We start from the raw sequence: 22148 nt of genomic DNA, 5'->3' as shown, positions 1-22148 counted from the left end.
CCGCTAAGCGTTCAGGCGCCGCAGGGCGGCTTGCAGGCCGCCTTCCAGTGCATGCTTTTCGCCACCGGGTGGTACACCGTAACGGTTCGGCAGGCTGTCGCCGGGCAAGACCAGCAGCACCAACGGCAGGAACGGCAGCACGATGGTCAGGGCCATGCCAATCAGCAGCATGGCTACGCCAAACCCGATGTCATGCAGCCGCCGCAGGATGATGCTCAGTTGCACCAGCACGGTAACGGCCACGATCCCTAGCGCCACCTGCGCGTTGCCGCTGGCGAGGCTCAGAAAAACAGCCAATCCCTGGCACATCAGGCTCTGTTGGGCGCAGGCAACACGCCCCAGGCGGCTGTTCAGGCTCAGCATGTTCCATTCTGATACCGGTTGGCTGCCCGATCTGGCCAGCATCAGGCGCTCGCTCCAGGACAACAGCGCCGCCAAGGCCAGGCGCAGGCCTGGTCCATGGCGCGGATCATCCTTGGCCTGCTGCAGTTGGCGCAGAATCTTGGTGCGCGGCACGCCGGTACGGTTCTCCACCAGCACCAGCCTGCGCAGGGTATCGACGCCGAGATAGAAGGCGCTGCTGTCGATGCCTTGCTGCTCTTCGAGGATCTCCCGGGGTGGGCGTACCGGTTCGCCCTTGATCAAGCCATCCCGGAATGACTCGAACCAGGCATCGGAGCAGGCGATCCCGGCGATATTGTTCAGCAGTACACGGTGCTGCTCGGCATCCAGGGTCGGGTCCTGATAGAGCACGCCACAGAGCAACATCAAGCCCAGCAGATCATCGCTGAAGGTGTCGTAATCGCTCACGACGCAGTCGTACAGGCGTGTGTTGCTCAGCAGCCTGGCACTGCCCAACGCCTGAGGCACGGTGAGCAGGTTCAGTGCGACGTCGTTCTGCACAGGCTCCTCTTCTGACAGCCAGCCCAGCAAGCCATTGAAGTGGCCTTCCTGTTGATGCACGCGCTGCAACAGCGGCAGTACGCGCGACAGTGGATGCCCGGTGTCGGCACGCATGCTGTGAAGCAGTGCAGGGGAAATCAGTGTCAGCCAGCGCAGCGGGTCGGACATCAGGGCAATGAAGAACAGCGCTTGCCGGTGCCATTCCCACAGCTGTTCACCGTCAGGTTGGGGCGGCAATACAACGCCCTCGCGATTGAGGACTGCGAGCATCTTTACCCCAAACGGTAGCGAGGCAATGAGCTCCTGTTCAAAGGCGCTGTCCAGGCGCGTCCATTGCGCTGCAGTAAAGGCCTTGAGCCGGCGCAGCCAATGTTGGGTGACGTCCAGTGCCAGGTCCTGACCCAACAGCGGGTTCAGTTGCACGCTGTCATCCGGTGCGTTGATAAAGGCTGTCAACGCCTGTGGAATGGGAGCGTGCTGCAGCCAGTACAGGTGTTGTTCGGCCTGGTACTTGAGGCCTTCCAGCACCAGTGAATCGAGCACATCGTTACTGTCGGGTTCGGCCAGCAGGCGTTCCAGCAGGGCGGTGTCGCCACGGTGCAATGCCCAGGCCTGGCGATACAGGTTCGTTAACCCCGCATCGTCAGGCTCATCGAGCAGTAACGCCAGCAATGGCAGTTCATCACCGTCCAGGCGCCAGTTCACATAAGCCCCCGCAAGGCCTCCGAGGTTCTGGCGACCGGCGTTGAGCCAGCGGGTCAACGTCTCCGGGCGCTGCGCCGGGCTGCCCCAGGCCTGGGCTGGCTCACTCAGGTTGTTCGGCCAGTCGCGGAAATGCTCGCGGTGGTCGAACGCTTGAATCAGCAGCGGCAGGCGCTGTGGCTGGTGTTTGCCGCACAGTTCGAGCAGCCACTGTGCGGCCTGCGGATGTTGGTGCTCGCGCCACAAGCGCAACCAGCTGCTCAGGGCTTGCTCTTCCAGGCCAAGGGCACTGCACTGACGGGCCAGCAGGTACAGCCAGTCGACATCATCCGGTGCGTGCCGATGTTTTTCAGCACACAGTGCGTAGAGGGTCTTGCTCGCGACATCGGCCTGGGTGAGTTGTACCAGCAGACGCCGCAGCCAGGCGTCGTCGTTCGGCAGCGGCAGGCAGGTAGGCTGGTTGACGAAGTCGCGGAGCTCGTCCAGCGGCCGTTCCTGATAGAGGTGTTCCAGGGTGTTCAGGTACCAGAGGGTTTCGATCTGTGCCGGTGGTGGCCAGGACGAGATCGTTGCGGTATCGAAGAGGTCTGGCTGCGCGATGCGTTCGATAAACGCTTCGACCTGCTCGACGTTATCGATACGCAGCAGGTTGCCCTGCCAGTCCAGCCGCTCGGCCAACAGGCGTGCGCAATTGTTGGAGATCGGCCCGCTGTCGATCAGCCGCTCCAGCAGGCTCCAGCGCAGCGCTTCGACAACCTCAAGTGAGACGCTGTCGAAGCGTTCGATATAGCTCCGCCAGGCGGCCGGGTCGAAACGTCGTGCGCCGTCGCTGAACAGTTCGTCGAATGCGTCCAGCAGCTCGCGGGTCGGGCTTTGCTCATCGTCGGCGTCTGCGGTTTCGACGCTACGGGCTTCCTTCAGTGCGGCCTCGTAGGCTTCACGCAAGGCCTGAAAACCTTGTGGGTCGGTTTCCGGATGATGCTCTGGCAGGCGCGTACGGTAGGCGCTGCGGATGGCGTCCTGATCGCGGGTAGGCTCGATGCCCAGGGATATCCAGCAGCTCATGACCAGTTGAACTCCGCAAGCGAGTCAGGTTTTTGTGGCAGGTTCAGGGGCAGGTCCCAAGGCAGTTCGGCAAACAGTTCGGCGGCGTCCTGAGCGAGGGCGCGAGCGCTGCAGCGGCTCCAGTAGGCGTAGCCTTCGCGGTCAAGGGCGTGGCCGAGCTCGTCGTCTGCGCTGTCCAGGCAGCACCAGTACATGCGGCCGGTCATGTAGCCGCCCAGGTAGGTGCTCCAGCTGTTGTAGTAATGACGTGCCCTCAAGGCCAGTCGGCTGTGTAGCCAGAGGCTTTCATCAAGGTTGATCCAGCCGCTGCGCAGGCCGTTGCGCAGCAGGAAACCCATGCGCCCCAGGTCCCAGGCACGAATGCCTCCGTGGCCGCATTCGCTGAAGGTCCGACTGGCAAACTCATGCAGCGCGCGTTGCCGTGGCGCCAGGCCGTCGAGCAGGGCCGACCATTCACTGGGCAGGCAGCGCTGCCAGTTCCAGTAAGCCTCGAGCATCCCGCTGGCATGGCCACGGTCGGCCATGTAGAGCATCTCGAGCAACTGCTCGCGATTGCTGATGCCCCAGCCGTCCTGCAGGTCCATCTCGATGTAGTCCGGGGCGGTGTAACTGGAACCGTTGAGGGCTGCCATGGGGGCAGAAAGGGCGTACAGCCAGCGCTGTTCTATTTCTTCCATGAAAAATGCTCCTGAGCCGGCGGGGGAGTGGAGAGCGCCGGCACTAATTGGCGCGAATTGTAGAGACCTGGCTGGTTAGCGGCAAACTGCAGTCTTCAGCGCCTGCCTCGCACTGGTGCGGGTTGTTCCGCAATGGTGCGTTGCTACCCCTGTGGCGTTGGTTTGACGCCGCAGATGACGGGGTATTGCGGTTTGGCGCGGCCCTTGCTTTGGCTTGTTCATCAGGCAATCAACGCAGATTGCTCTATTCACGACAAAGGCGCCGTGTCGCTCCCGCTTGCAACGCAAGCAGGAGCGGCAGGGCGCCTTTTTGTTTTGCCTAAGCAGGAGACCGGGTAATGACCCAGACAACCGTGCGCAGCGTCTGCCCCTATTGCGGCGTCGGCTGCGGCATTGTCATGACCGTGGCCGAAAACCGGGTAATCAAGGTCAGTGGTGACAAACAGCACCCAAGCAATTTCGGGCGACTCTGCACCAAAGGGCAGACCTGCCATCAGCCGCTGCGCGAGTCGGGGCGCATGGAGCAGGCCTTTGTCCGTCACTCGCGTCAGCGCGACCCGGTGCAGACCGCAATTGATCAGGCGATCGACGAGGCGGCCCGGCGCCTGAAGACCCTCCTCGTCGAGCATGGCCCGGATGCCCTGGCGTTTTACGTTTCCGGGCAGCTGTCGCTGGAGGCCCAGTACTTGATCAACAAGCTGGCCAAAGGCTTCGTGCGCAGCCGGCATATCGAGTCCAACTCCCGGCTGTGCATGGCCAGCACCAGCAGTGGCTACAAACTCTCGCTGGGCGCGGATGGCCCGCCTGGCAGCTATGAGGACTTCGACCACAGCGAGCTGTTCTTTGTCATTGGCGCCAACATGGCGGACTGTCATCCGATCCTGTTTCTGCGCCTGCTTGACCGGCGCAAGGCCGGTGCCCGGCTGATTGTGGTCGACCCCAGGCGCACTGCGACAGCGGAAAAGGCCGACCTGTTCTTGCAGATCAAACCCGGCACCGACCTGGCACTGCTCAATGGTCTGTTGCACCTGTTGTTGATCAACGGCGCGGTGGATACGGCGTTCGTTGAGCGCTTTACCGAGGGCTGGGAGGCCATGCCGGACTTCCTGCAGGACTATGCGCCGGCGCAGGTGGCGCAGATTACTGGCCTGGCCGAAGCCGATATCCGCAAGGCCGCCGAGTGGATCGGCCAAGCACCCGCGTGGCTCAGCTGCTGGACCATGGGCCTGAACCAGAGTATTCACGGCACCTGGCAGACCAATGCGCTGTGCAACCTGCACCTGGCCACCGGGGCGATCTGCCGCCCCGGCTGCGGACCGTTTTCGCTGACGGGCCAGCCCAATGCTATGGGCGGACGTGAGATGGGCTACATGGGGCCGGGGTTGCCCGGCCAGCGTTCGGCGCTGGTAAAGGCTGACCGTCATTTCGTTGAGGACCTCTGGCAGGTGCCGCGTGGCAGCCTGAGGGCCGAGGCCGGAGACGGCACCGTCGCCATGTTCGAGGGCATGGCTGCCGGGCGGATCAAGGCCTGCTGGATCATCTGCAGTAACCCAGTGGCCAGTGTCGCCAACCGTCAGCAGGTGATCGAGGGCCTGCAATCGGCCGAGCTGGTCATCACCCAGGACGCCTTTCTCGATACCGAAACCAATCGCTATGCCGATATCCTCCTGCCGGCGGCGCTCTGGGCTGAAGCCGATGGGGTAATGGTCAACTCCGAGCGCAACCTGACCCTCACTGCGCAGGCCGTCGAGCCACCGGGCGCGAGCCTGGCCGACTGGCAACTCATCGCCCGAGTGGCCTGTGCGATGGGCTATGAGGCTGCGTTCAGCTACACCTGTGCCGAACAGATTTTCGATGAACTGCGCCAGGCCTGGAACCCCGACACAGGTTACGACCTGCGCGGTATCAGTTACCCCTTGTTGCGCCAGTCGCCACGGCAATGGCCCTGTGCACCCGATCAGGCTGATACACGGCACCCGCAACGCTACCTGAATGACGGTATCAGTCAGCGGCTGCACGAGGACGCCCAAGGCCAGCGGCCGTCACTCGCCTTTGCTACTGCCAGCGGCAAAGCACGCTTTTTTGCCCGGCCCTACCTGCCTCCAGCGGAGCTACCGGACGAAGCCTACCCGCTGGTGCTCAATACCGGGCGGGTACAGCACCATTGGCACACCCTGACCAAGACCGGCAAGGTCAGCGCGTTGAATGCGCTGGAGCCTGGCCCGTACCTGGAAATTCACCCCGAAGATGCCCGGCAATTGGGTATCGCTGAGCACGATCAGGTGCAGGTTCGCTCCCGGCGTGGTGAGGCGTTATTGCCGGCGCGCCTGAGTGAGCGGGTACTGCCTGGGAACTGCTTCGCCCCCTTTCACTGGAATGATGTCTATGGCGAGCGTTTGGCGATCAATGCACTGACCAGCGATGCCATCGACCCGGTGTCCCTGCAACCGGCGTTCAAGTACTGCGCCGTGGCCCTCAGCCGGGTCGCCGGTGAACGTATTGCCACTGTTGAACTGCCGGCCCACACGCTTCAGGAGTCTGCGACCATGCCGATCGAAACCCTCAGCCAACTGCTCGGCCTGAACAACCGCGTTGAACTGGCTTTGGCCGAGGATGAACAACTGTATATGCAGGGTTATGTGCTGGGTCTGCGTAACAGCCCTCAGCAGGGCGTACCGAGCTTGCCGGTCAATGCACCACTGGCGCCGGCGCGGCGTCTGTTGGTGGAAGGGTTGCTGGCGGGGTTGTTTTCGCGCAGTACCTCGGTACAGGCCCCTGCAATCCAGGCCCCGGAGCCTGCCGAAGCCACTAGCCATTGGCTGCTCTGGGCTTCGCAGACCGGCAACGGCCAGGCTCTGGCGCAACACTGTGCGCAGCGTTTGCGGGAGGCCGGTCTGGCTGTTCAGGTGAGCAGCATGGAGCAGGTCAGCCTTGAGCAGGTGAGCAACGCCGCCAGCCTGCTGCTGGTGGCGAGCACGTTTGGTGATGGTGAGGCACCGGATTGCGCCAAGGCCTTTTGGCAGGCCCTGCAGGCTGCGTCCGCCAGCCGCTGCACAGGGCTGCGTTACGCAGTACTGGCCCTGGGAGACTCCAGCTACGCCGAGTTCTGTGGTTTCGGCCGCAAGCTGGACCAGCGTCTGGCGGAGCTTGGCGCTGTGCGCCTGCTGGAGCGGGTCGAGTGCGAGCCGGACTTCGACGAGCCGGCCGAGCAGTGGCTGGGCACGCTGGTGACGGCCCTTGGGCAGGCGCCAAGTGCAGCGGCGCCAGCGGTCACGTCCTCGGCGGCGACAGCGCCAACCTTCAGCAAGCAGCAGCCGTTGCCGGTAAGGGTGGTGGAAAACCGCCTGCTCAATGCGCCCGGTGCCGCCAAGGAAACCCGGCACGTGGTCTTCGATCTTGCGAGCAGCGGCCTGACGTATCAGGCGGGCGACGCGTTGGGCGTCTGGCCGCGCAACTGCCCGGCACTGGTCGAAGAGCTGCTGAGTGCCATGAAGCTTGACGCAGAAGCGAGTGTCAGCCTCAAGGGCCAGCCACCCATGTCGTTGCGTAGCGCGCTGCGCGAACGACTGGAGATTGCCCGTATCACGCCTGCGCTGCTCGAACAGGTCGCCCGCTGCAGTGCTGATCCTGAGTTGCAAGGCCTGCTGGAGCCGGCGCACAACGCCGCGTTGCAGGACTGGCTATGGGGGCGGCAACTGGTCGATCTGCTGCAGCAGTTTCCCGTAAGCATGTCGCTCGACACCTGGCTGAGCCTGCTCAAACCCCTGCAGCCGCGTTTGTACTCCATCAGTTCAAGCCCGTTGTTGCACCCGCAGCAGGTTCACCTGACGGTTTCGACGGTGCGCTACCGCCAGCGAAAAGGTGTGTGTTCGACCTTCCTCGCGGATCGTGCCGAAGCCGGGCAGGTTGGGATCTTTGTGCAGCCCTCGGCTCACTTTCACGTACCGAGCGATGATACGGCACCGCTGATCATGGTCGGGCCGGGGACCGGGATCGCACCGTTCCGGGCGTTTCTCCAGGAGCGTCAGGCGCGCGGCGCCCGTGGGCGCAACTGGCTGCTGTTCGGCGAGCAGCGCGCTGACAGTGATTTTTACTACCGCGACGAGTTGCTGGCCTGGCAACGCGATGGCCACCTGACGCGGCTCGACACGGCGTTCTCCCGTGACCAGGCAGAGAAGGTCTATGTACAGCAGCGCATGCTGGAGCAGGGCGCCGAGCTGTGGCGCTGGCTGGAGGCGGGCGCGTACTTCTACGTCTGTGGCGATGCCGGACGCATGGCGCGGGATGTGGAGGCCGCGCTACAGCAGGTGGTGACCGAGCACGGAGGGATGAGCACCGAGCAGGCCGGCGAATATGTTGCGGCGTTAGGCCGGGCCAAACGCTACCGGCGAGATGTGTACTGAAATGCCCCAGAACGGGTAGCACTGCACCAGGATGGCGCCGCGGGAGGCCTAGAGTTTGCGGCGATGCCCTTGAATAGGCGGGGTTGGCGCAGTTGGCACGGTATCTGCTGAAGACACATTACAACGTCCAGGGGTGATCAACGGCGATCCGCCCCACGGACCACGACTATGAACGACCAGGCAAAGGCGCCTGGAGCTTCGGCTCCAGGCGCCTTTTTTTGTGGGTGTTTTTCCGGCCGCCGTGATCGGCCAGTGTGAGGAAACGCTATGAACGCTCAAGCGACCATCGAGCAACGGGAACGTCTGATCATCGTCGGCAACGGCATGGTGGGCCATCATTGCGTCGAACAACTGATCGAACGCGGCGCCTTGGCCCGCTTCGACCTGCGGGTGTTCGGCGAGGAGCGTCAGCGTGCCTACGACCGCGTGCACCTGTCGGAGTACTTCAGTGGCAGCGATGCTGAAACCCTGGCGTTGGGTGATGCGCAATTGTATGCCGAGCATGGCGTGCGGCTGCACTTGGGGGAGGCGGTCGTCGAGATCGACCGCGAGGCCGGTGAAGTGGTGACGGCGCAGGGCCGCTACCCGTTTGATCGGTTGATCCTGGCCACCGGTTCCTATCCCTTCGTGCCGCCGATTCCCGGGCCGGACGGTGCGGCGCGACTGGTCTATCGAACCCTGGACGACCTGGATGCGATTCGCGCGGCGGCCTATGGCGCACAGCGTGGCGTGGTCATCGGTGGTGGCCTGCTGGGCCTGGAGGCAGCCAACGCCCTCAAATCCCTGGGGCTTGAAGCCCATGTGGTGGAATTCGCGCCGCGCCTGATGCCGGTGCAACTGGATGCTGAAGGCGGTGCGGCCCTGCGCGCCCAGATTGAGGCGTTGGGTGTCGGCGTACACCTGTCTCGCGCCACCCAGAGCATTGTTGAAGGCAGTGACTTCCGTTATCGGATGAATTTCGATGGCGACCAGTTCCTGGAAACCGACCTGATTGTGTTTTCGGCTGGCATTCGCCCGCAGGACAGCCTGGGCCGTGGCTGCGGGCTGGAAATCGCGCCACGGGGCGGGGTCGTGATCGATGGTGAATGCCGCACCAGCGACCCACGGATTTTTGCCATCGGCGAGTGTGCTTCCTGGAACGGCAGCGTCTTTGGCCTGGTGGCCCCGGGTTACAGCATGGCCCGCAACCTGGCGTCAGCCTTGGCGGGTGAGCCATTCGAGGCCTTTGCCGGTGCCGACATGTCGACCAAGCTCAAGCTGTTGGGGGTGGATGTCGGTTCCATTGGCGATGCACACGCGGCGACCCCCGGTGCGCGCAGCTACCGCTTTATCGACGAGGCTGGCAGCGCCTACCGGCGCTTGGTGATCGACGCCGAGGGCAAGCGCGTTCTGGGGGCGGTGCTGGTCGGTGATAACCGTTACTACGACACTCTGTTGCAGTACGTGCAGAATGCTATTGCCCTGCCAGCGGACCCCGCCGGCTTGATCCTGCCAATGGGCAGCGCCACGCCAGCACTGGGTGCAGATGCCTTGCCAGACGCCGCCACCATCTGCTCGTGCCATAACGTCAGCAAGGGCGCGATCTGTGCTGCTATCGACGGGGGGTGTAGCGACCTGGCGCAACTCAAGGGCCAGACCAAGGCCTGCACCGGTTGCGGTGGCTGCGCCGCCTTGCTCAAGCAGGTCTTCGAGCATGAGCTGAGCGCCCGCGGTGTGGCGGTGGACAAGAGCCTTTGCGAGCACTTTGCCTTCACCCGTCAGGAGCTCTATGCATTGGTCAGGGTCGAGGGCATTACGACGTTCGAAGACCTGCACGCCCGTCATGGTCGTGGCCACCTGGGCTGCGATATCTGCAAGCCGACAGTAGGCTCGATCCTCGCGTCCTGCTGGAACCAGCCGATCATGGATGCCGCGCTGGTGCCGTTGCAGGACACCAACGACACCTTCATGGCCAACATGCAGAAAAACGGCACGTATTCGGTGGTGCCGCGTATTCCGGGTGGGGAAATCACACCGGACAAGTTGATCGTGATTGGTCAGGTGGCCAAGAAGTACGACCTCTACACCAAGATCACCGGCGGCCAACGCATCGACCTTTTCGGCGCGCAGTTGCATGAATTGCCGGAGATCTGGTCCGAGTTGATCGCCGCCGGCTTTGAGACCGGGCATGCCTATGGCAAATCAACCCGCACGGTGAAGTCCTGCGTCGGCAGCACATGGTGCCGCTACGGCGTGCAGGACAGCGTGGCCATGGCGCTTACCCTGGAGGACCGCTACAAGGGCCTGCGTTCGCCACACAAGCTCAAGTTCGCCGTATCTGGCTGTACCCGCGAATGCGCCGAGGCGCAAAGCAAGGACATCGGCGTGATTGCCACCGAGAAGGGCTGGAACCTTTATGTCTGCGGTAACGGCGGCATGCGTCCACGGCACGCCGAGCTGTTCGCCACGGACCTGGACGATGCCGGCCTGATTCGCACCATCGACCGCGTATTGATGTTCTACATCCGTACCGCTGACAAACTGCAGCGCACGTCGGTCTGGCGCGAGCGCCTTGAGGGCGGGCTGGATTACCTCAAGGCGGTGATTCTCGACGACAGCCTGGGCTTGGGCGCCGAGCTGGAAGCGCAGATGCAGCAGGTAGTCGATCGCTACGAGTGTGAATGGGCCAATGCCCTGAAGGATCCCGAGAAGCTCAAACGCTTCCGTACTTTCGTCAACGACCACCGTGCAGATCCGGCGATTCATTTCGTCAAGGAGCGCGGCCAGCGCCGGCCGGTGGGCAAGGCCGAGCTTCACCTGATCCCGACCACTGAAGAGGTGCTGTGATGAACCCGTCGAATCAAGCGGTACGTGTTGACCTGCAAGACTGGCAGGCGGTGTGCAGCCGCCATGACCTGGTACCCAATTCAGGGGTGGTGGCCCGCTTGGGTGACGCCCAGGTGGCCCTGTTCTACTTGCCGGAGGCCGCGCAGGCACTGTATGCCGTGGACAACCATGACCCGCAGTCCGGCGCCAATGTGATCGGACGTGGAATCATTGGCAGCCTCAACGGGCAGCCGGTCGTGGCGGCGCCGTTGTACAAACAGCACTTCAGTCTGCTGGACGGGCGCTGTCTGGAAGACCCGCAGCAGGTACTGCGGGTATGGGCTGTGCGCTTCAATGGCGACTGCGTCGAGGTGGCTGCCCCTTAGCACACGTCGGCCACGGCGGCTTTTGAGAGGGCGGTGGTGGCTGTTCAAAGCAGTCGCCGCCTGCGCGGCAGGCCGTTACACTGCCTGGCATGAACCTCGACACCCGTATCAAATACCGCCATCTGCTGTGCTTTCTCGAAATCGCCCGGCAGGGCAGTTTCGCCAAGGCTGCCGATGTCCTGGCAATCAGTCAGCCTGCGACCTCCAAAACCCTCAAGGAACTGGAGGACTTGCTGCAGGCGCGCTTGTTCGAGCGAGGCAAACAGGGCGTTGAGCTGACCCCGGCCGGATTTCGCTTCATGCGTTATGCAGGCCCTAGCGTGCAGGCCTTGCGTGAGGGCGTGAGCAGCGTGCGCGGTGAGGAGCACGCACCGCCGCAGGTGCGGGTCGGGGTGTTGTCCACGGTCGAAAGCCTGTTGATGCCCGAGGCGCTCTGCCGTTTGCACCAGCGTCATGAGGCGCTGGTGGTCAGTGTCGCCACCGGCCCCGGTGCCTATCTGTTGGCGCAGTTGCATGTCGGCGAGCTGGATCTGGTCATTGGCCGAATGACCGACAGCCCGCAAATCCAGGGCCTGATCTTCGAGCACCTGTACAGCGAGTCGATGGCCCTGGTGGTGCGTCCGGGCCATCCGTTGTTGCAGCGTCAGCCGCTGGAACGCAACCGTGTCGGCGATTACCCCTTGGTGTTACCGTTGGCCGGGACCACCATCCGCAAACATGCCGACAGTTTGTTCGTGCAGTGCGCGATCAAGCCGTCGTTGCAACGCCTGGAAACCCTTTCCCCGGCCTTGAGCCGCCGGTATGTATTGGGCAGTGATGCGGTCTGGGTCGCGCCACGCGATGCCGTACGGGTCGATCTTGATGCGGGTGAGCTGTGCGAACTGGACCTGGGCGTGCGTGAGCCGGGCGGTTCGGTCGGTATTTGCAGCAATGCCGCCTTGCCCCCGTCACTGCCTGCACAGTGGTTGTGCGAGGTGCTGCGCGAGGTTGCCGGAGCGTATCGCGCTGAGCGATAGCGGCCATTGGCTGTCATCTGGATGAAGAAGGTTTTATCTGTCTGAACTTATCCCCGTTTTCTCGCTCTCATGCCGGTAGCCATTGGTCGTGGCGGCCTGATAAGCTCGCGGCTTTACTCGATTGCCCTATTGGCGCATGAACAAGGAAATAGCATGAAACAGCATCGGTTGGCGGCTGCGGTTGCCCTGGTTGGCCTGGTACTGGCGGGTTGCGATTCGCAGACCAGCGTCGAGCTGAAAACTCCGGCACAGAAAGCCTCCTACGGTATCGGCCTGAACATGGGCAAGAGCCTGGCTCAGGAAGGCATGGACGACCTCGACTCCAAGGCGGTCGCCCAAGGCATCGAAGATGCTGTCGGCAAGAAAGAGCAGAAAATCAAGGACGAGGAACTGGTCGAAGCCTTCGCCGCACTGCAGAAGCGTGCCGAAGAACGTCTGGTCAAGATGAGCGAAGAGTCGGCCGCTGCCGGCAAGAAGTTCCTCGAAGAAAACGGCAAGAAGGCGGGTGTTGTCACCACCGCTTCCGGCCTGCAGTATGAAGTCGTGAAGAAGGCCGATGGCGCTCAGCCCAAGCCGACCGACGTGGTCACTGTTCATTACGAAGGCAAGCTGATCGACGGCAAGGTCTTCGACAGCTCGGTTGAGCGTGGTAGCCCGATTGACCTGCCGGTCAGCGGCGTGATCCCGGGTTGGGTCGAAGGCCTGCAACTGATGCACGTTGGCGAGAAGTACAAGCTGTACATCCCGTCCGATCTGGCATACGGCGCACAGAGCCCAAGCCCGATGATCCCGGCCAACTCCGTGCTGGTATTCGAGCTGGAACTGCTGGGCATCAAGGATCAGCCGAAGCCAGAAGCCGAAGCTGACGCCAAGTAAGTTTACGCCTGTACTGACAACGCCCCGTACTCACGGGGCGTTGTCGTTTCTGGGGCAGGGCGGCATTTCCCTGTACCATCAGGCCCACGCAGGGCGAGGTCTGAATCGCCCAACCTGTTGACGCTGCAGCCGAACGATTGCGTATTTAAACAGGTGTGTAAAAAACGCCCGATTTGAGTAAGGCCCTTGTGCTACGGGCACCCTGAGCCTCAAAAGCGGGTCTGTTCACAAGGTTATCCACAATAATTGTGGATAACCTTCCCTGAGGTATTGCTTGGAGGCTCCATGAAAGCTCCGTGGAATTTCACTCGTTTTCTGCCTTTGGCCGAGCGTTTGCTCAGCCGTGGGCGGCTCCCTGCGCTGATTTTTGCCGTGGCCCGCAAAGGGCCGCAGCTGGGCAAGCTGAAAGATGATGTACGCCTGTTGCAGGCGCTGTGCCTGGCCTGGTGGCGCGGCGAGTACCGGGCAATCAGCCCCAAGGCCATGGTCACAGTAGTTGCTGGCCTGTTGTACTTTGTCAGCCCTTTGGATGCCATCCCAGACTGGTTGCTGGGGGTGGGCTTGCTCGATGACATCGCGGTACTGGCCTGGGTGCTCAAGGCGGTGGGCGATGAAATGGCGGCTTTTCGCGCCTGGCGTGATCGGCAGGCACCGGAGAAGCTGCGCGTTGTAGAGCGTTTGCCTGATTCGCCTGAGGCATTGTCCCTGGAGCATAAAAAAAGCTGACGCCGCACGCTTCCGTTGGCTGGTAATATAATTGGCATAAGGATTATGCCTACCGATTACATGCGAGTTGTCCTACGAGGGGGTTGTAATGGGTATTCAGGTCATCAGCCGGGACGGCCAACCGGAATATGCGGTCGTACCCTGGGAGCACTACCAGGCCCTGCTCAAGGCCGCCGGCCAGCCTGCGGTTGATTCAAGCGGCCAGCAGGTTACCTGCGAGCCGGTTGTCGAGTCGGCACCGGCCCGTGTTCCGAGCTTGAGTGAGTTGGCTCAGTTGCGTCAGGCCAAGGGCCTGGCCCCAGAGCAACTGGCGCGAACCGTGGGTATCAGCCCGGCCTACCTGGGCATGATTGAGCGTGGCGAGCGCCAGCCCGATGCCGCCATTCGCCGTAGCTTGGCGTGGGAACTTGGTGTGCCTGGCTGGAGTGATCCATCGTGAGCAGCGTGCGGATCAGCCGCCAGCAGTGGGAAAGCCTGCTGGGCGAGCTGGACGTCGCGCGTCGGCAGCGCCATCTACTGACCTATCGCGCCTTGCTTGAGCGCCTGCAACTGCCGAGCCCGGCCATGCAGACCCTCACCGCAGCACTGGAGTACCTGGCCGTGCTGGATGCCCGTGCCGAGCAGCCGCTGCGCAGTTCGCTGGTGATCAGCCAAGGCGCCAGTCGCTTGCCACGCACCGGCTTTTTCGAGTGTGTCGAGCGCCTGGGGCGTTTTTCCGGGCCGTCCGATGGCATGGCTGCTGCGTCCTGGCATGCGTCAGAAGTGGTTCGGGTGTTCGAGTACAGTTACCCGGCCGAGGCTGAGGCCTGAGCCAGTTCGGCGGTTTCGATCACGTAGAGGCTGTAGCCTTTGACGTCCTTGGCATGGTGCTTGGCCTTGGAGGCCAACTCTGCCAGTTGCCCGGCATTGAGCTGCAGGCCCGCTTGTGCGTGTAGCTGTACCACGCCGATAGACAGCGACAACAGTTCAAAGGACTGACGCTGCCCTTGACGGTCATGGCCGACGAAACATCCTGCCTCCAGGTGTTCGGCGCGGTAGAAGCGTCTGCACTGTTTCTGAAAGTCTTCCAGCAATTGCTTCAAGCGTGTGTGCCAGTCACTGGCACTGAGCACCAGCATGAAGTCATCGCCGCCGATATGCCCGACGAAGTCGCGGCTGGGGTCTACCCGTTCACTCAGGCACTGCGCCAGGCACAGTAGAACCTCATCACCACGGGCATAGCCGTAGATGTCATTGAACGGCTTGAAGTTATCGATATCCACATAGCAGATGGCTGCCTCACGTTGCTGCTGCAGCAGGTGCGTCAGGCATTGCTGGATCGGCACGTTGCCCGGCAGTAAGGTCAGGGGATTGGCGTAGCGGGCCTGCTGGATTTTTTGTTCGGTGATCAACTTGAGCACGTCGATGACCCGCCCCAGGCCCAGGTACTGCCCGTTCTGCGTGATGATGAAGTCTTCCTCGATGCGCTGGCGTGCCCGGCTGGTCAGCAGTCGGCTGACCTGCTGCAGTGACTGGCTAAGCTCCACGGCAAGAAAGTCCTCGCTCATTAGCCGGCTGATCGGCTTGCGCGCGAACAGGTCGGTCGCGAAGGGCTTGAGCAGGGCGTCGGAGAACGCATGCCGGTGAACGATGCCGCAGGGGCGCTGGTTGGCATCCAGCACGGCCAGTGAGTTCAGGTTGGCCTGGCGGCGGAACGATTCCAGTACCAGTGCGGTAGGGGTATCGCCCATCACCGCCGGCTGATCGATCAGCAGCGCCTCGAGGTCGCTACTCTCCTCGCTGAGGGTTTGACTGACGTTCGTCTGGCTTGGCAGCACGTTCTGGATACTGCGCGGCGGCTGTTCCTGAGGGCGGCCCAGCAGGTAGCCCTGAACCAGGTCCACCCCCATTTCGGTGAGCACGCTGAGCTCTTCGGCCAACTCGATGCCTTCGGCAATCACTTGCGCCCGTGAGGCTTTGGCAATTTGCAGGATAGAGCCGACGAACTCTCGTTTGACCGCGTCCAGGTGAATGCCATCGATAAAGTGGCGGTCGATCTTCACGTAGTCCGGACGCAGTTCCGACCACAACCGCAGGCTCGAGTAACCGGCACCGAGGTCGTCCAGGGCGATGGAAAAACCCATGTCGCGGTAGTGGTGCAGGGCATTGAACAACAGTTGGAAATCATCTGTGGGGGTCTGTTCAGTCAACTCAATGACCACCCGGCTTGGTGACAGGCCCATGTCTTCCAGCATTTTCAGGGTGCGCCCCGACTGATACTGCGGCTCCAGCAACGACTCCGGCGAGACGTTGAGGAACAGCTTGCCCTCCAGTTTTTGCTGGCTGAAGCGACGACAGGCACTTTCTCGGCAGGCCACTTCCAGCTCAGTCAGCCGACCCGCCTGACGGGCCACCGCGAACAGGTTGATGGGGGAGTGCAGCGGGCTGTTGGAAGGGCCGCGGCTTAAGGCTTCATAACCGAGAATACGCCGTTCTGATAGGCAGACGATGGGTTGGAACAGGCTGTGCAAGCCGCTTTGAGCCAGGATGGAGCTCAGCGCGCTAAGCTGTTCGGTCACGGTCATGTCAGGCGTTCCTTACGAAAAAAGGGCTGCGTACCCGTGGTACGCAGCCCCTTATTTCACGACAGATAAATGACTGTTTGATGACGCGCCAGCGTCCAGCCATATTATTTTGCCATTAGTGCTTCAATGCTTGGCCACCGCTGAGTTCAGGCTCAGGTAATCCAGCAGGATGCGCCCGGTTTCAGCCAGGTAGGCGTCATCCTCGGGTTTGGTGTCATCCGGCTCGGCCGGCAGAGCATCCTCGTCTTCTTTTTTCAGTTCCTTGAGCGGTTCCTCGCCCTTGGCTTTACGCCGGGTGTTCTCCAGCGCCAGTTGTTTGCCTTCGATCGTGGCGTGTCGGGCACGACGTTCGGTTTCGTTCAGGCTCACGGATTTTTCGTTCATCAGCTTCTGGGTCAGGGCCAGGCGATCGCGGATGTAGACGAACTCTGGATCCTTGGCGCTGCGCTCGTCATGACGTGCCTTGAGCTGAGCCAGGAACGGCTTGAACGGATCGCTTGCAGGCTTGATCGCCGGGCGAATGGTGTCCCATGGCATCGCCTCGGGCAGGGCGCTCTCGCCGATTTCCTTGGTGTCGATCACCGACGGGTAGTCGATGTCTGGCAGTACGCCCTGATGCTGGGTGCTCTGGCCAGAAACACGGTAGAACTTGGCCAGGGTCAGCTTCAGTTCGCCATGGTTCAACGGCTGAATGGTCTGCACCGTGCCTTTACCGAAGGTCTGGCCACCGATGATCAGTGCGCGGTGGTAGTCCTGCATGGCGCCAGCGAAAATCTCCGAGGCGGAAGCCGACAGGCGGTTGACCAGCAAGGCCATCGGGCCTTTATAGAAGGCACCGTTGTTTTCGTCCTCAAGCACATCGACTCGACCATCGCTGTTGCGCACCAGCACGGTCGGGCCGTTGTCGATGAACAGGCTGGTCAATTCGGTGGCTTCCTGCAGGGAGCCGCCGCCGTTGTTGCGCAGGTCGATGACCACGCCGTCGACTTTTTCCTTCTGCAGCTCGGTCAGCAGCTTTTTCACGTCACGGGTGGTGCTCTTGTACTCTGGATCGCCGGCGCGGAAGGCTTTGAAGTCGAGGTAGAAGGCCGGGATCTCGATGATGCCCAGCTTGTAGTCACGGCCATCCTGCTTGAGCTTGAGCACCGATTTTTTCGCGGCCTGCTCTTCCAGCTTCACCGCTTCACGGGTGATGGAGACGATCTTGCTGGTCTGGTCGTTAGGCGCATTGCTGGCTGGAATCACTTCCAGGCGCACCACCGAGCCTTTCGGGCCGCGGATCAGCTTGACCACTTCGTCCAGGCGCCAGCCGATCACGTCGACCATTTCCTTGTCGCCCTGGGCCACGCCGACGATCTTGTCGGCTGGCGCGACCTGCTTGGTCTTGGCGGCAGGGCCAGCCGGCACCAGGCGGACGATCTTGACCTGATCGTTGTCGCTTTGCAGGACTGCGCCGATACCTTCGAGCGACAGGCTCATGTTGATATCGAAGTTCTCTGCGTTGTCGGGCGACAAATAGTTGGTGTGCGGGTCGTAGGACTGGGCGAACGTGTTGATGTAGGCCTGGAAAATATCCTCGGCACGGGTCTGGTCCAGGCGCGACAGCTGGTTCTTGTAGCGCTTGGTCAACAGTTCCTGAATGGCCTTGGGTTCCTTGCCGGCTATCTTCAGGCGCAACACTTCGTCCTTCAGGCGCTTGCGCCAGAGGTCGTCAAGCTCGGCTTCGTTTTTCAGCCACGGGGCGTCCTTGCGGTCGACCAGCAAGGTTTCCTGGGTGTTGAAGTCGATGCTGTCGACGCCCTTGTCCAATTGCGCGAGGGTGAAGTCCAGGCGCGATTTGACGCGGTCCAGGTAGCGCTTGTAGATCGTGAAACCAGGATCGAGATTGCCACTTTTGAGGAAGTCATCGAACTGAGTCTTCCACTTGTCGAATTCGGCGATGTCACTGGCCAGGAAATAGCTGCGCGCCGGGTCGAGCAGCTTCAGGTAGCTGTCATAGATGATGACTGAGCGAGCGTCATTGAGCGGAGGTTTGCTGTAATGATGGCGCTTGAGCAGCTCGACCACGTTCAGGCTTGCGACCACTTCGTCACGGTCGGGTTGCAGTTTGTCCCAACTGTTGGCGGCATAAGCATTGCCCACCAGCGGTAGGCTGCCAAGGCCGATCAACAATGCGAGGGCGGTACTGGGCAGAAAATGCTTCATGCTGATTCGACGTAAGGGCAATTGATCACGCATATTAGGCCGTCTTTGAATTCGCCGGTTCCATAAAAACCGGACGCATACTGCAAAAAGCCCGACGCGTTCGCACTCGGGCTCGTGATAACACAACTATGGAGGCACTGTGAAGGCATTGCAAGGCGTTGACGGACATGTGGAGTGGGTTACGACGACAAGTCCAACCTGCGATGTAGGTCAAGTACGAATCCGTGTTGCGGCTGCGGGCCTCAATCGGGCCGATCTACTGCAAAAAGCCGGGCTTTATCCGCCACCTCCGGGCGCGAGCGAGTACCTGGGCCTGGAATGTTCCGGGGTGATCGTCGAAGTCGGCCCTGGCGCGTCCTGGCAGGTCGGTGATCGTGTCTGCGCGTTATTGTCCGGTGGCGGCATGGCCGAGGAAGTGGTGGTCGATGCCCGCCACGTGCTCCCCGTGCCTGAAGGCCTGAGCCTGCACGAAGCGGCGGCGATTCCTGAAGTGTATGCCACCGCCTGGCTCAACCTGTTCCAGTTGGGGGGGCTCAAGCCGGGTGAGAAGGTGCTGTTGCACGCGGGCGCCAGTGGTGTCGGCTCGGCGGCAATCCAGCTGTGCAAGGCGTTTGGTAGCCCATGCTGGGTCAGCGTGGGCTCGGCCGATCGGTTGGCTTACTGCCAGGGCCTCGGCGCCACGGGCGGTGTAGTGCGTGGTGATGACCTGGAAAGCCTGAACGATTTCGCTCCGTTTGACGTGATTCTCGATCCGGTCGGGGCCAATTACGCGGCATTGAACCTCAAGTTACTGGCGCGTGATGGGCGTTGGGTGATCATTGGCCTGATGGGCGGTCGAAAAGCTGAGCTGGACCTGGCCCAGGTGCTGGCCAAGCGCGTGCAGGTGACCGGTTCGACCTTGCGTAACCGTGATGACCAGTTCAAGGCCGACCTGCTCAGTGACCTGAGCCAGCAGGTGTGGCCGTTGTTCACTGAAGGGCGGCTCAAGCCGCAATTGGTCGGTCGTTACCCGATCAAGGATGCCGAGGCTGCCTTTGCCGAACTGGCGGGTAACCAGGTGTCGGGCAAGCTGGTGCTGGTGATTGACGAAAGCCTGGTGTAATTCGTTGCGCAAGGAAACGGCATAGCCTGGTATCAGGCCCGACATCGCGAATGGATATGCCTGCTTGCATCAGCGGCGATACAGGTTTGTGATTTGTGGCACTTGTCTCGCGGACATATCCATTCCCGGCAGCGGCACCACCGGCTGGTTTCGCCTTTTACGGCGACCCACTTTTGAAAGGCACAAAAGTGGGCAAAACGCCCTGTCCCGACATCCGGCCCTACGCTGCGCTTCGGGTTCCTTCCTTACGCCATCGCTCCCGCGGGGGCGCGCCGACGGGCCATCCATGGCCCATCAGCGCTTGCGAGGCATCCCTGCCTCGCACCCCACTACGCGACGGCTCCACTCAGCCTCCTGAAGGGACACCCTGCAGCGCCTGCCACTGCGCGCACTGACAAACAAAGCCCACGCAGGAAATCGACGCTATCCATCAAGGCGCCAACCTTGGCGCCAATGCTTTTCCATACGCTGACCTCGCAGGCGCCGCCAAATTGTCCCTTCAGGAGGTCGAACGCAGGCAGTGCGTAGTCGGGTGCCAGGCAAGGATGCCTGGCAAGTGCTGAGGGCCAGGAAGGCCCTTCAGCGCGGTCCCGGCGGGAGCACTGCTGGAGTGAGAGAACCCGCAGCGCAGCGGAGGGCCGGATGTTGGGACGAGGGGTTTTGGTTACTTTTGTCCCGCACAAAAGTGACCCGCCGTAAAGGCGGAACGGGGCATCGGGCCCAACATCGTGAATGGATATGCCTGCTTGCATCAGCGGCGATACACGCTTGTGATGTGTGGCATTCACTTCGCGAACATATCCATTCCCTGCAGCGGCACCACCGGCTGGTTTCGCCTTTTACGGCGACCCACTTTTGCCCCGACAAAAGTGACACGCCGTAAAGGCGGAACGGGGCATCGGGCCCAACATCGCAAACGGATATGCCTGCCGCCATCAGGGGGCAACGCATGTTTGTGGCTATTGGCACTCACTTCGTGAACATACCCATTCATTGATGTGGTTGATTGACGTATCAAGCACTCCAAGGGCTCAAGTGAACAGCCCTGGTCAGCTCCAACTCAGGATTGGCCAGCCGTGTTGCTCGGCGTGCCCGCGCAGTACCGGGTCGGGGTTCACCACGACGGGGTGGTCCACCTTGAGCAGCAGCGGCAAGTCGTTGCGCGAGTCAGAGTAGAAACTGGCACCCTCAAGGTTCTCTTCTTCCTGATCCAGCCACTCCAGCAGGCGGGTGATCTTGCCTTCGCGGTAAGTCAGCACGCCCCGGGTCTTGCCGGTGTACACGCCGTTCACGACCTCAAGATCAATGGCGAGAAATTCGTCGATACCCAGCCGCGCCGCAATGGGTGCTACCAGGTGGGTGCCGGAGGCCGATATCACCAGCACCCGGTCGCCACGCTTGCGGTGTTCGGCGATCCGTTTGCAGGCTTCGCTGAAGATGATCGGCTCAATGATGTTCTCGACCCAAGGCTCCACCAGGTGCTGCAGTTCTTCTTGGGTACGCCCGGCAATGGGCTCCAGGCTGAACGCCATGTAGTCCTCCATGGCCAAGTGGCCACGGCCATATGCATCCATCAACTCACGGTCGCGGCGCAGAAAAGACTCACCATCGACCCAACCCAGGCGGGCCATTTCTTCACTCCACAGCGAGGCGCAGTCACCGTGGATCAAGGTTTCGTCCAGATCGAAAATCGCTAAAGCCATTTCACTCAAACTCCTGTGCAACCCTCAGGCAACTTCGCAGAGGGCGGTGGGATCGATGGACAAGGATACCCGTTGACCATTGGGATGCAGATCGGCAGACGAGCGATTCAGTACATCGACCAGTAACTCGACACCCCGGGCCTCGACCCGGTAACGGATCACGTTGCCCAGCAGACTATGACTGCGTACCTGGCCTTCCAGTTCGCCGTTCAGGCTCAGGACGATGGCTTCCGGGCGAATGGCCAGGCGACTGCTGATCGGTCGTTGCAGCAAGCGGCTGGCGCTGTCGGCATCGAGCAGGTTGTAGTTGCCGATAAAACCGGCGGCGAAGGCATCGGCGGGGGCGGTGTAGAGGGTTTCGGCATCGCCGCTCTGGACGATACGCCCTTGGTTCATCAGGAAAATGCGATCCGACAGGATCAGTGCTTCCTCCTGGTCATGGGTCACAAAGATGGTCGTCAGGCCCAACTCACGCTGGATATTTCGGATCTGTTCGCGCAGGTGCTTGCGGATCCGCGCATCCAGGGCCGACAGCGGCTCGTCGAGCAGCAGCAGGCGTGGCCGGGTCACCAGTGAGCGGGCCAGGGCCACACGCTGGCACTGGCCTCCGGAAAGCTGGTGCGGATAGCGGCTGGCGAAGTCTTGCAGCTCGACCAGTTGCAGTACCTCAAGCACGCGGCTGCGGCTTTCTTCGGGGGCAACCTTCTGCATACGCAGGCCAAAGGCGACGTTCTGTTCCACGGTCATGTTGGGGAACAGGGCATAGCTCTGAAAGACCATGCCGATTCCGCGTTTCTGCGGGCTCAGAGGCACCAGGTCCTGGCCGTCCAGAAGAATCTTGCCGCTGTCCACTGCCGTAAGCCCGGCGATGCAGCGCAGCAGGGTGGATTTGCCGCAGCCGGAAGGGCCGAGCAGGGTGACGAACTCACCGCGTTCGATGTGGCAGTTGATGTCATTGAACACCGGGTTGCCGGCATAACGTTTCTGCAGGTTTTGCACACTGACGAAGCTCATA

At 61.8% G+C, this 22148-nt stretch carries 14 protein-coding genes and 2 pseudogenes; 10 read left to right on the top strand and 6 right to left on the bottom strand.

From position 1 onward, the window contains the following. Positions 1–3: 3 nt before the first annotated feature. Positions 4–2670 (bottom strand): J domain-containing protein, encoded by a 2667-nt coding sequence (locus tag CS390_RS18385; RefSeq protein ID WP_099775542.1) that lies wholly within the window; start codon positions 2668–2670, stop codon positions 4–6. Further along, positions 2667–3347 carry a DUF1266 domain-containing protein gene (locus tag CS390_RS18380; protein WP_099775541.1) on the bottom strand — a complete coding sequence of 227 codons (681 nt, stop codon included), beginning with the start codon at positions 3345–3347 and terminating at the stop codon, positions 2667–2669. The genes CS390_RS18385 and CS390_RS18380 overlap by 4 nt, the downstream gene beginning before the upstream one ends. A gap of 338 nt (positions 3348–3685) precedes the next feature. On the opposite strand from CS390_RS18380, the gene CS390_RS18375 reads away from it, so the two are divergent. The 9 genes and pseudogenes from CS390_RS18375 (at position 3686) to CS390_RS18340 (ending at position 14369) form a co-directional block, all read left to right on the top strand. Then, on the top strand, positions 3686–7750 hold the full coding sequence (locus tag CS390_RS18375) for a sulfite reductase subunit alpha (RefSeq protein WP_099775540.1): 4065 nt from the start codon (positions 3686–3688) through the stop codon (positions 7748–7750). Between the two features lie 267 nt (positions 7751–8017). Further along, a complete protein-coding gene (gene nirB / locus CS390_RS18370; RefSeq protein ID WP_099775539.1) occupies positions 8018–10576 on the top strand; it encodes a nitrite reductase large subunit NirB in 2559 nt (852 codons plus the stop codon). Beyond that, complete coding sequence (gene nirD, locus CS390_RS18365) at positions 10576–10941, top strand: nitrite reductase small subunit NirD (RefSeq protein WP_099775538.1); 366 nt, start codon at positions 10576–10578, stop codon at positions 10939–10941. The genes nirB and nirD overlap by 1 nt, the downstream gene beginning before the upstream one ends. 89 nt (positions 10942–11030) lie before the next feature. Beyond that, positions 11031–11957, top strand: coding sequence for a pca operon transcription factor PcaQ (pcaQ, locus tag CS390_RS18360; RefSeq protein ID WP_099775537.1), 927 nt, complete (start codon positions 11031–11033; stop codon positions 11955–11957). Positions 11958–12110: 153 nt separating this feature from the next. Beyond that, a complete protein-coding gene (locus CS390_RS18355) occupies positions 12111–12833 on the top strand; it encodes an FKBP-type peptidyl-prolyl cis-trans isomerase (protein WP_065761451.1) in 723 nt (240 codons plus the stop codon). Positions 12834–13118: 285 nt separating this feature from the next. Next, complete coding sequence (locus tag CS390_RS18350; protein WP_065761452.1) at positions 13119–13559, top strand: YkvA family protein; 441 nt, start codon at positions 13119–13121, stop codon at positions 13557–13559. Between the two features lie 88 nt (positions 13560–13647). Then, positions 13648–13740, top strand: a pseudogene (locus CS390_RS25755) (transcriptional regulator); the annotation flags it as partial. 69 nt (positions 13741–13809) lie between these two features. Continuing rightward, positions 13810–13998 (top strand): annotated as a pseudogene (locus CS390_RS25750) (multiprotein-bridging factor 1 family protein); the annotation flags it as partial. Continuing rightward, complete coding sequence (locus CS390_RS18340; protein ID WP_065761454.1) at positions 13995–14369, top strand: hypothetical protein; 375 nt, start codon at positions 13995–13997, stop codon at positions 14367–14369. The pseudogene CS390_RS25750 and the gene CS390_RS18340, both read left to right, overlap by 4 nt. On the opposite strand, the gene CS390_RS18335 is transcribed toward CS390_RS18340, so the two are convergent. Together CS390_RS18335 and CS390_RS18330 are read right to left on the bottom strand one after the other, a co-directional pair. Then, a complete protein-coding gene (locus CS390_RS18335; protein ID WP_065761455.1) occupies positions 14345–16123 on the bottom strand; it encodes a bifunctional diguanylate cyclase/phosphodiesterase in 1779 nt (592 codons plus the stop codon). The genes CS390_RS18340 and CS390_RS18335 overlap by 25 nt on opposite strands. Positions 16124–16246: 123 nt before the next feature. Next, positions 16247–18328 (bottom strand): carboxy terminal-processing peptidase, encoded by a 2082-nt coding sequence (locus CS390_RS18330; protein ID WP_176717470.1) that lies wholly within the window; start codon positions 18326–18328, stop codon positions 16247–16249. Between the two features lie 139 nt (positions 18329–18467). Here CS390_RS18330 and CS390_RS18325 point away from each other — a divergent pair, with 139 nt between their 5' ends. Next, positions 18468–19430 carry an NAD(P)H-quinone oxidoreductase gene (locus tag CS390_RS18325; RefSeq protein ID WP_099775536.1) on the top strand — a complete coding sequence of 321 codons (963 nt, stop codon included), beginning with the start codon at positions 18468–18470 and terminating at the stop codon, positions 19428–19430. A gap of 1049 nt (positions 19431–20479) precedes the next feature. On the opposite strand, the gene CS390_RS18320 is transcribed toward CS390_RS18325, so the two are convergent. Continuing rightward, on the bottom strand, positions 20480–21133 hold the full coding sequence (locus tag CS390_RS18320; protein ID WP_065760423.1) for an HAD family phosphatase: 654 nt from the start codon (positions 21131–21133) through the stop codon (positions 20480–20482). A 24-nt stretch (positions 21134–21157) separates the two neighbouring features. After that, positions 21158–22147: an ABC transporter ATP-binding protein gene (locus CS390_RS18315; protein WP_065760422.1), complete on the bottom strand. Its 990-nt coding sequence runs from the start codon at positions 22145–22147 to the stop codon at positions 21158–21160. Between the last annotated feature and the right edge of the window lies 1 nt (position 22148).

Origin of the sequence: Pseudomonas sp. HLS-6 (assembly GCF_002753995.1) — a bacterium.
Classification (GTDB): Bacteria; Pseudomonadota; Gammaproteobacteria; order Pseudomonadales; family Pseudomonadaceae; genus Aquipseudomonas; species Aquipseudomonas defluvii.
The sequence above is the reverse complement of the archived record's forward strand: the minus strand, read 5'-3'. Positions and strand labels throughout refer to the sequence as shown.

Bases quoted from the DNA above. Each gene is read 5' to 3' on its own strand.
- CS390_RS18335 (WP_065761455.1), bottom strand. From the start codon at position 16,123: ATGACCGTGACCGAACAGCTTAGCGCGCTGAGCTCCATCCTGGCTCAA.
- CS390_RS18380 (WP_099775541.1), bottom strand. From the start codon at position 3,347: ATGGAAGAAATAGAACAGCGCTGGCTGTACGCCCTTTCTGCCCCCATG.
- CS390_RS18375 (WP_099775540.1), top strand. From the start codon at position 3,686: ATGACCCAGACAACCGTGCGCAGCGTCTGCCCCTATTGCGGCGTCGGC.
- CS390_RS18320 (WP_065760423.1), bottom strand. From the start codon at position 21,133: ATGGCTTTAGCGATTTTCGATCTGGACGAAACCTTGATCCACGGTGAC.
- CS390_RS18350 (WP_065761452.1), top strand. From the start codon at position 13,119: ATGAAAGCTCCGTGGAATTTCACTCGTTTTCTGCCTTTGGCCGAGCGT.
- CS390_RS18385 (WP_099775542.1), bottom strand. From the start codon at position 2,670: ATGAGCTGCTGGATATCCCTGGGCATCGAGCCTACCCGCGATCAGGAC.
- CS390_RS18330 (WP_176717470.1), bottom strand. From the start codon at position 18,328: ATGAAGCATTTTCTGCCCAGTACCGCCCTCGCATTGTTGATCGGCCTT.
- nirD (WP_099775538.1), top strand. From the start codon at position 10,576: ATGAACCCGTCGAATCAAGCGGTACGTGTTGACCTGCAAGACTGGCAG.
- CS390_RS18355 (WP_065761451.1), top strand. From the start codon at position 12,111: ATGAAACAGCATCGGTTGGCGGCTGCGGTTGCCCTGGTTGGCCTGGTA.
- nirB (WP_099775539.1), top strand. From the start codon at position 8,018: ATGAACGCTCAAGCGACCATCGAGCAACGGGAACGTCTGATCATCGTC.
- pcaQ (WP_099775537.1), top strand. From the start codon at position 11,031: ATGAACCTCGACACCCGTATCAAATACCGCCATCTGCTGTGCTTTCTC.
- CS390_RS18315 (WP_065760422.1), bottom strand. From the start codon at position 22,147: ATGAGCTTCGTCAGTGTGCAAAACCTGCAGAAACGTTATGCCGGCAAC.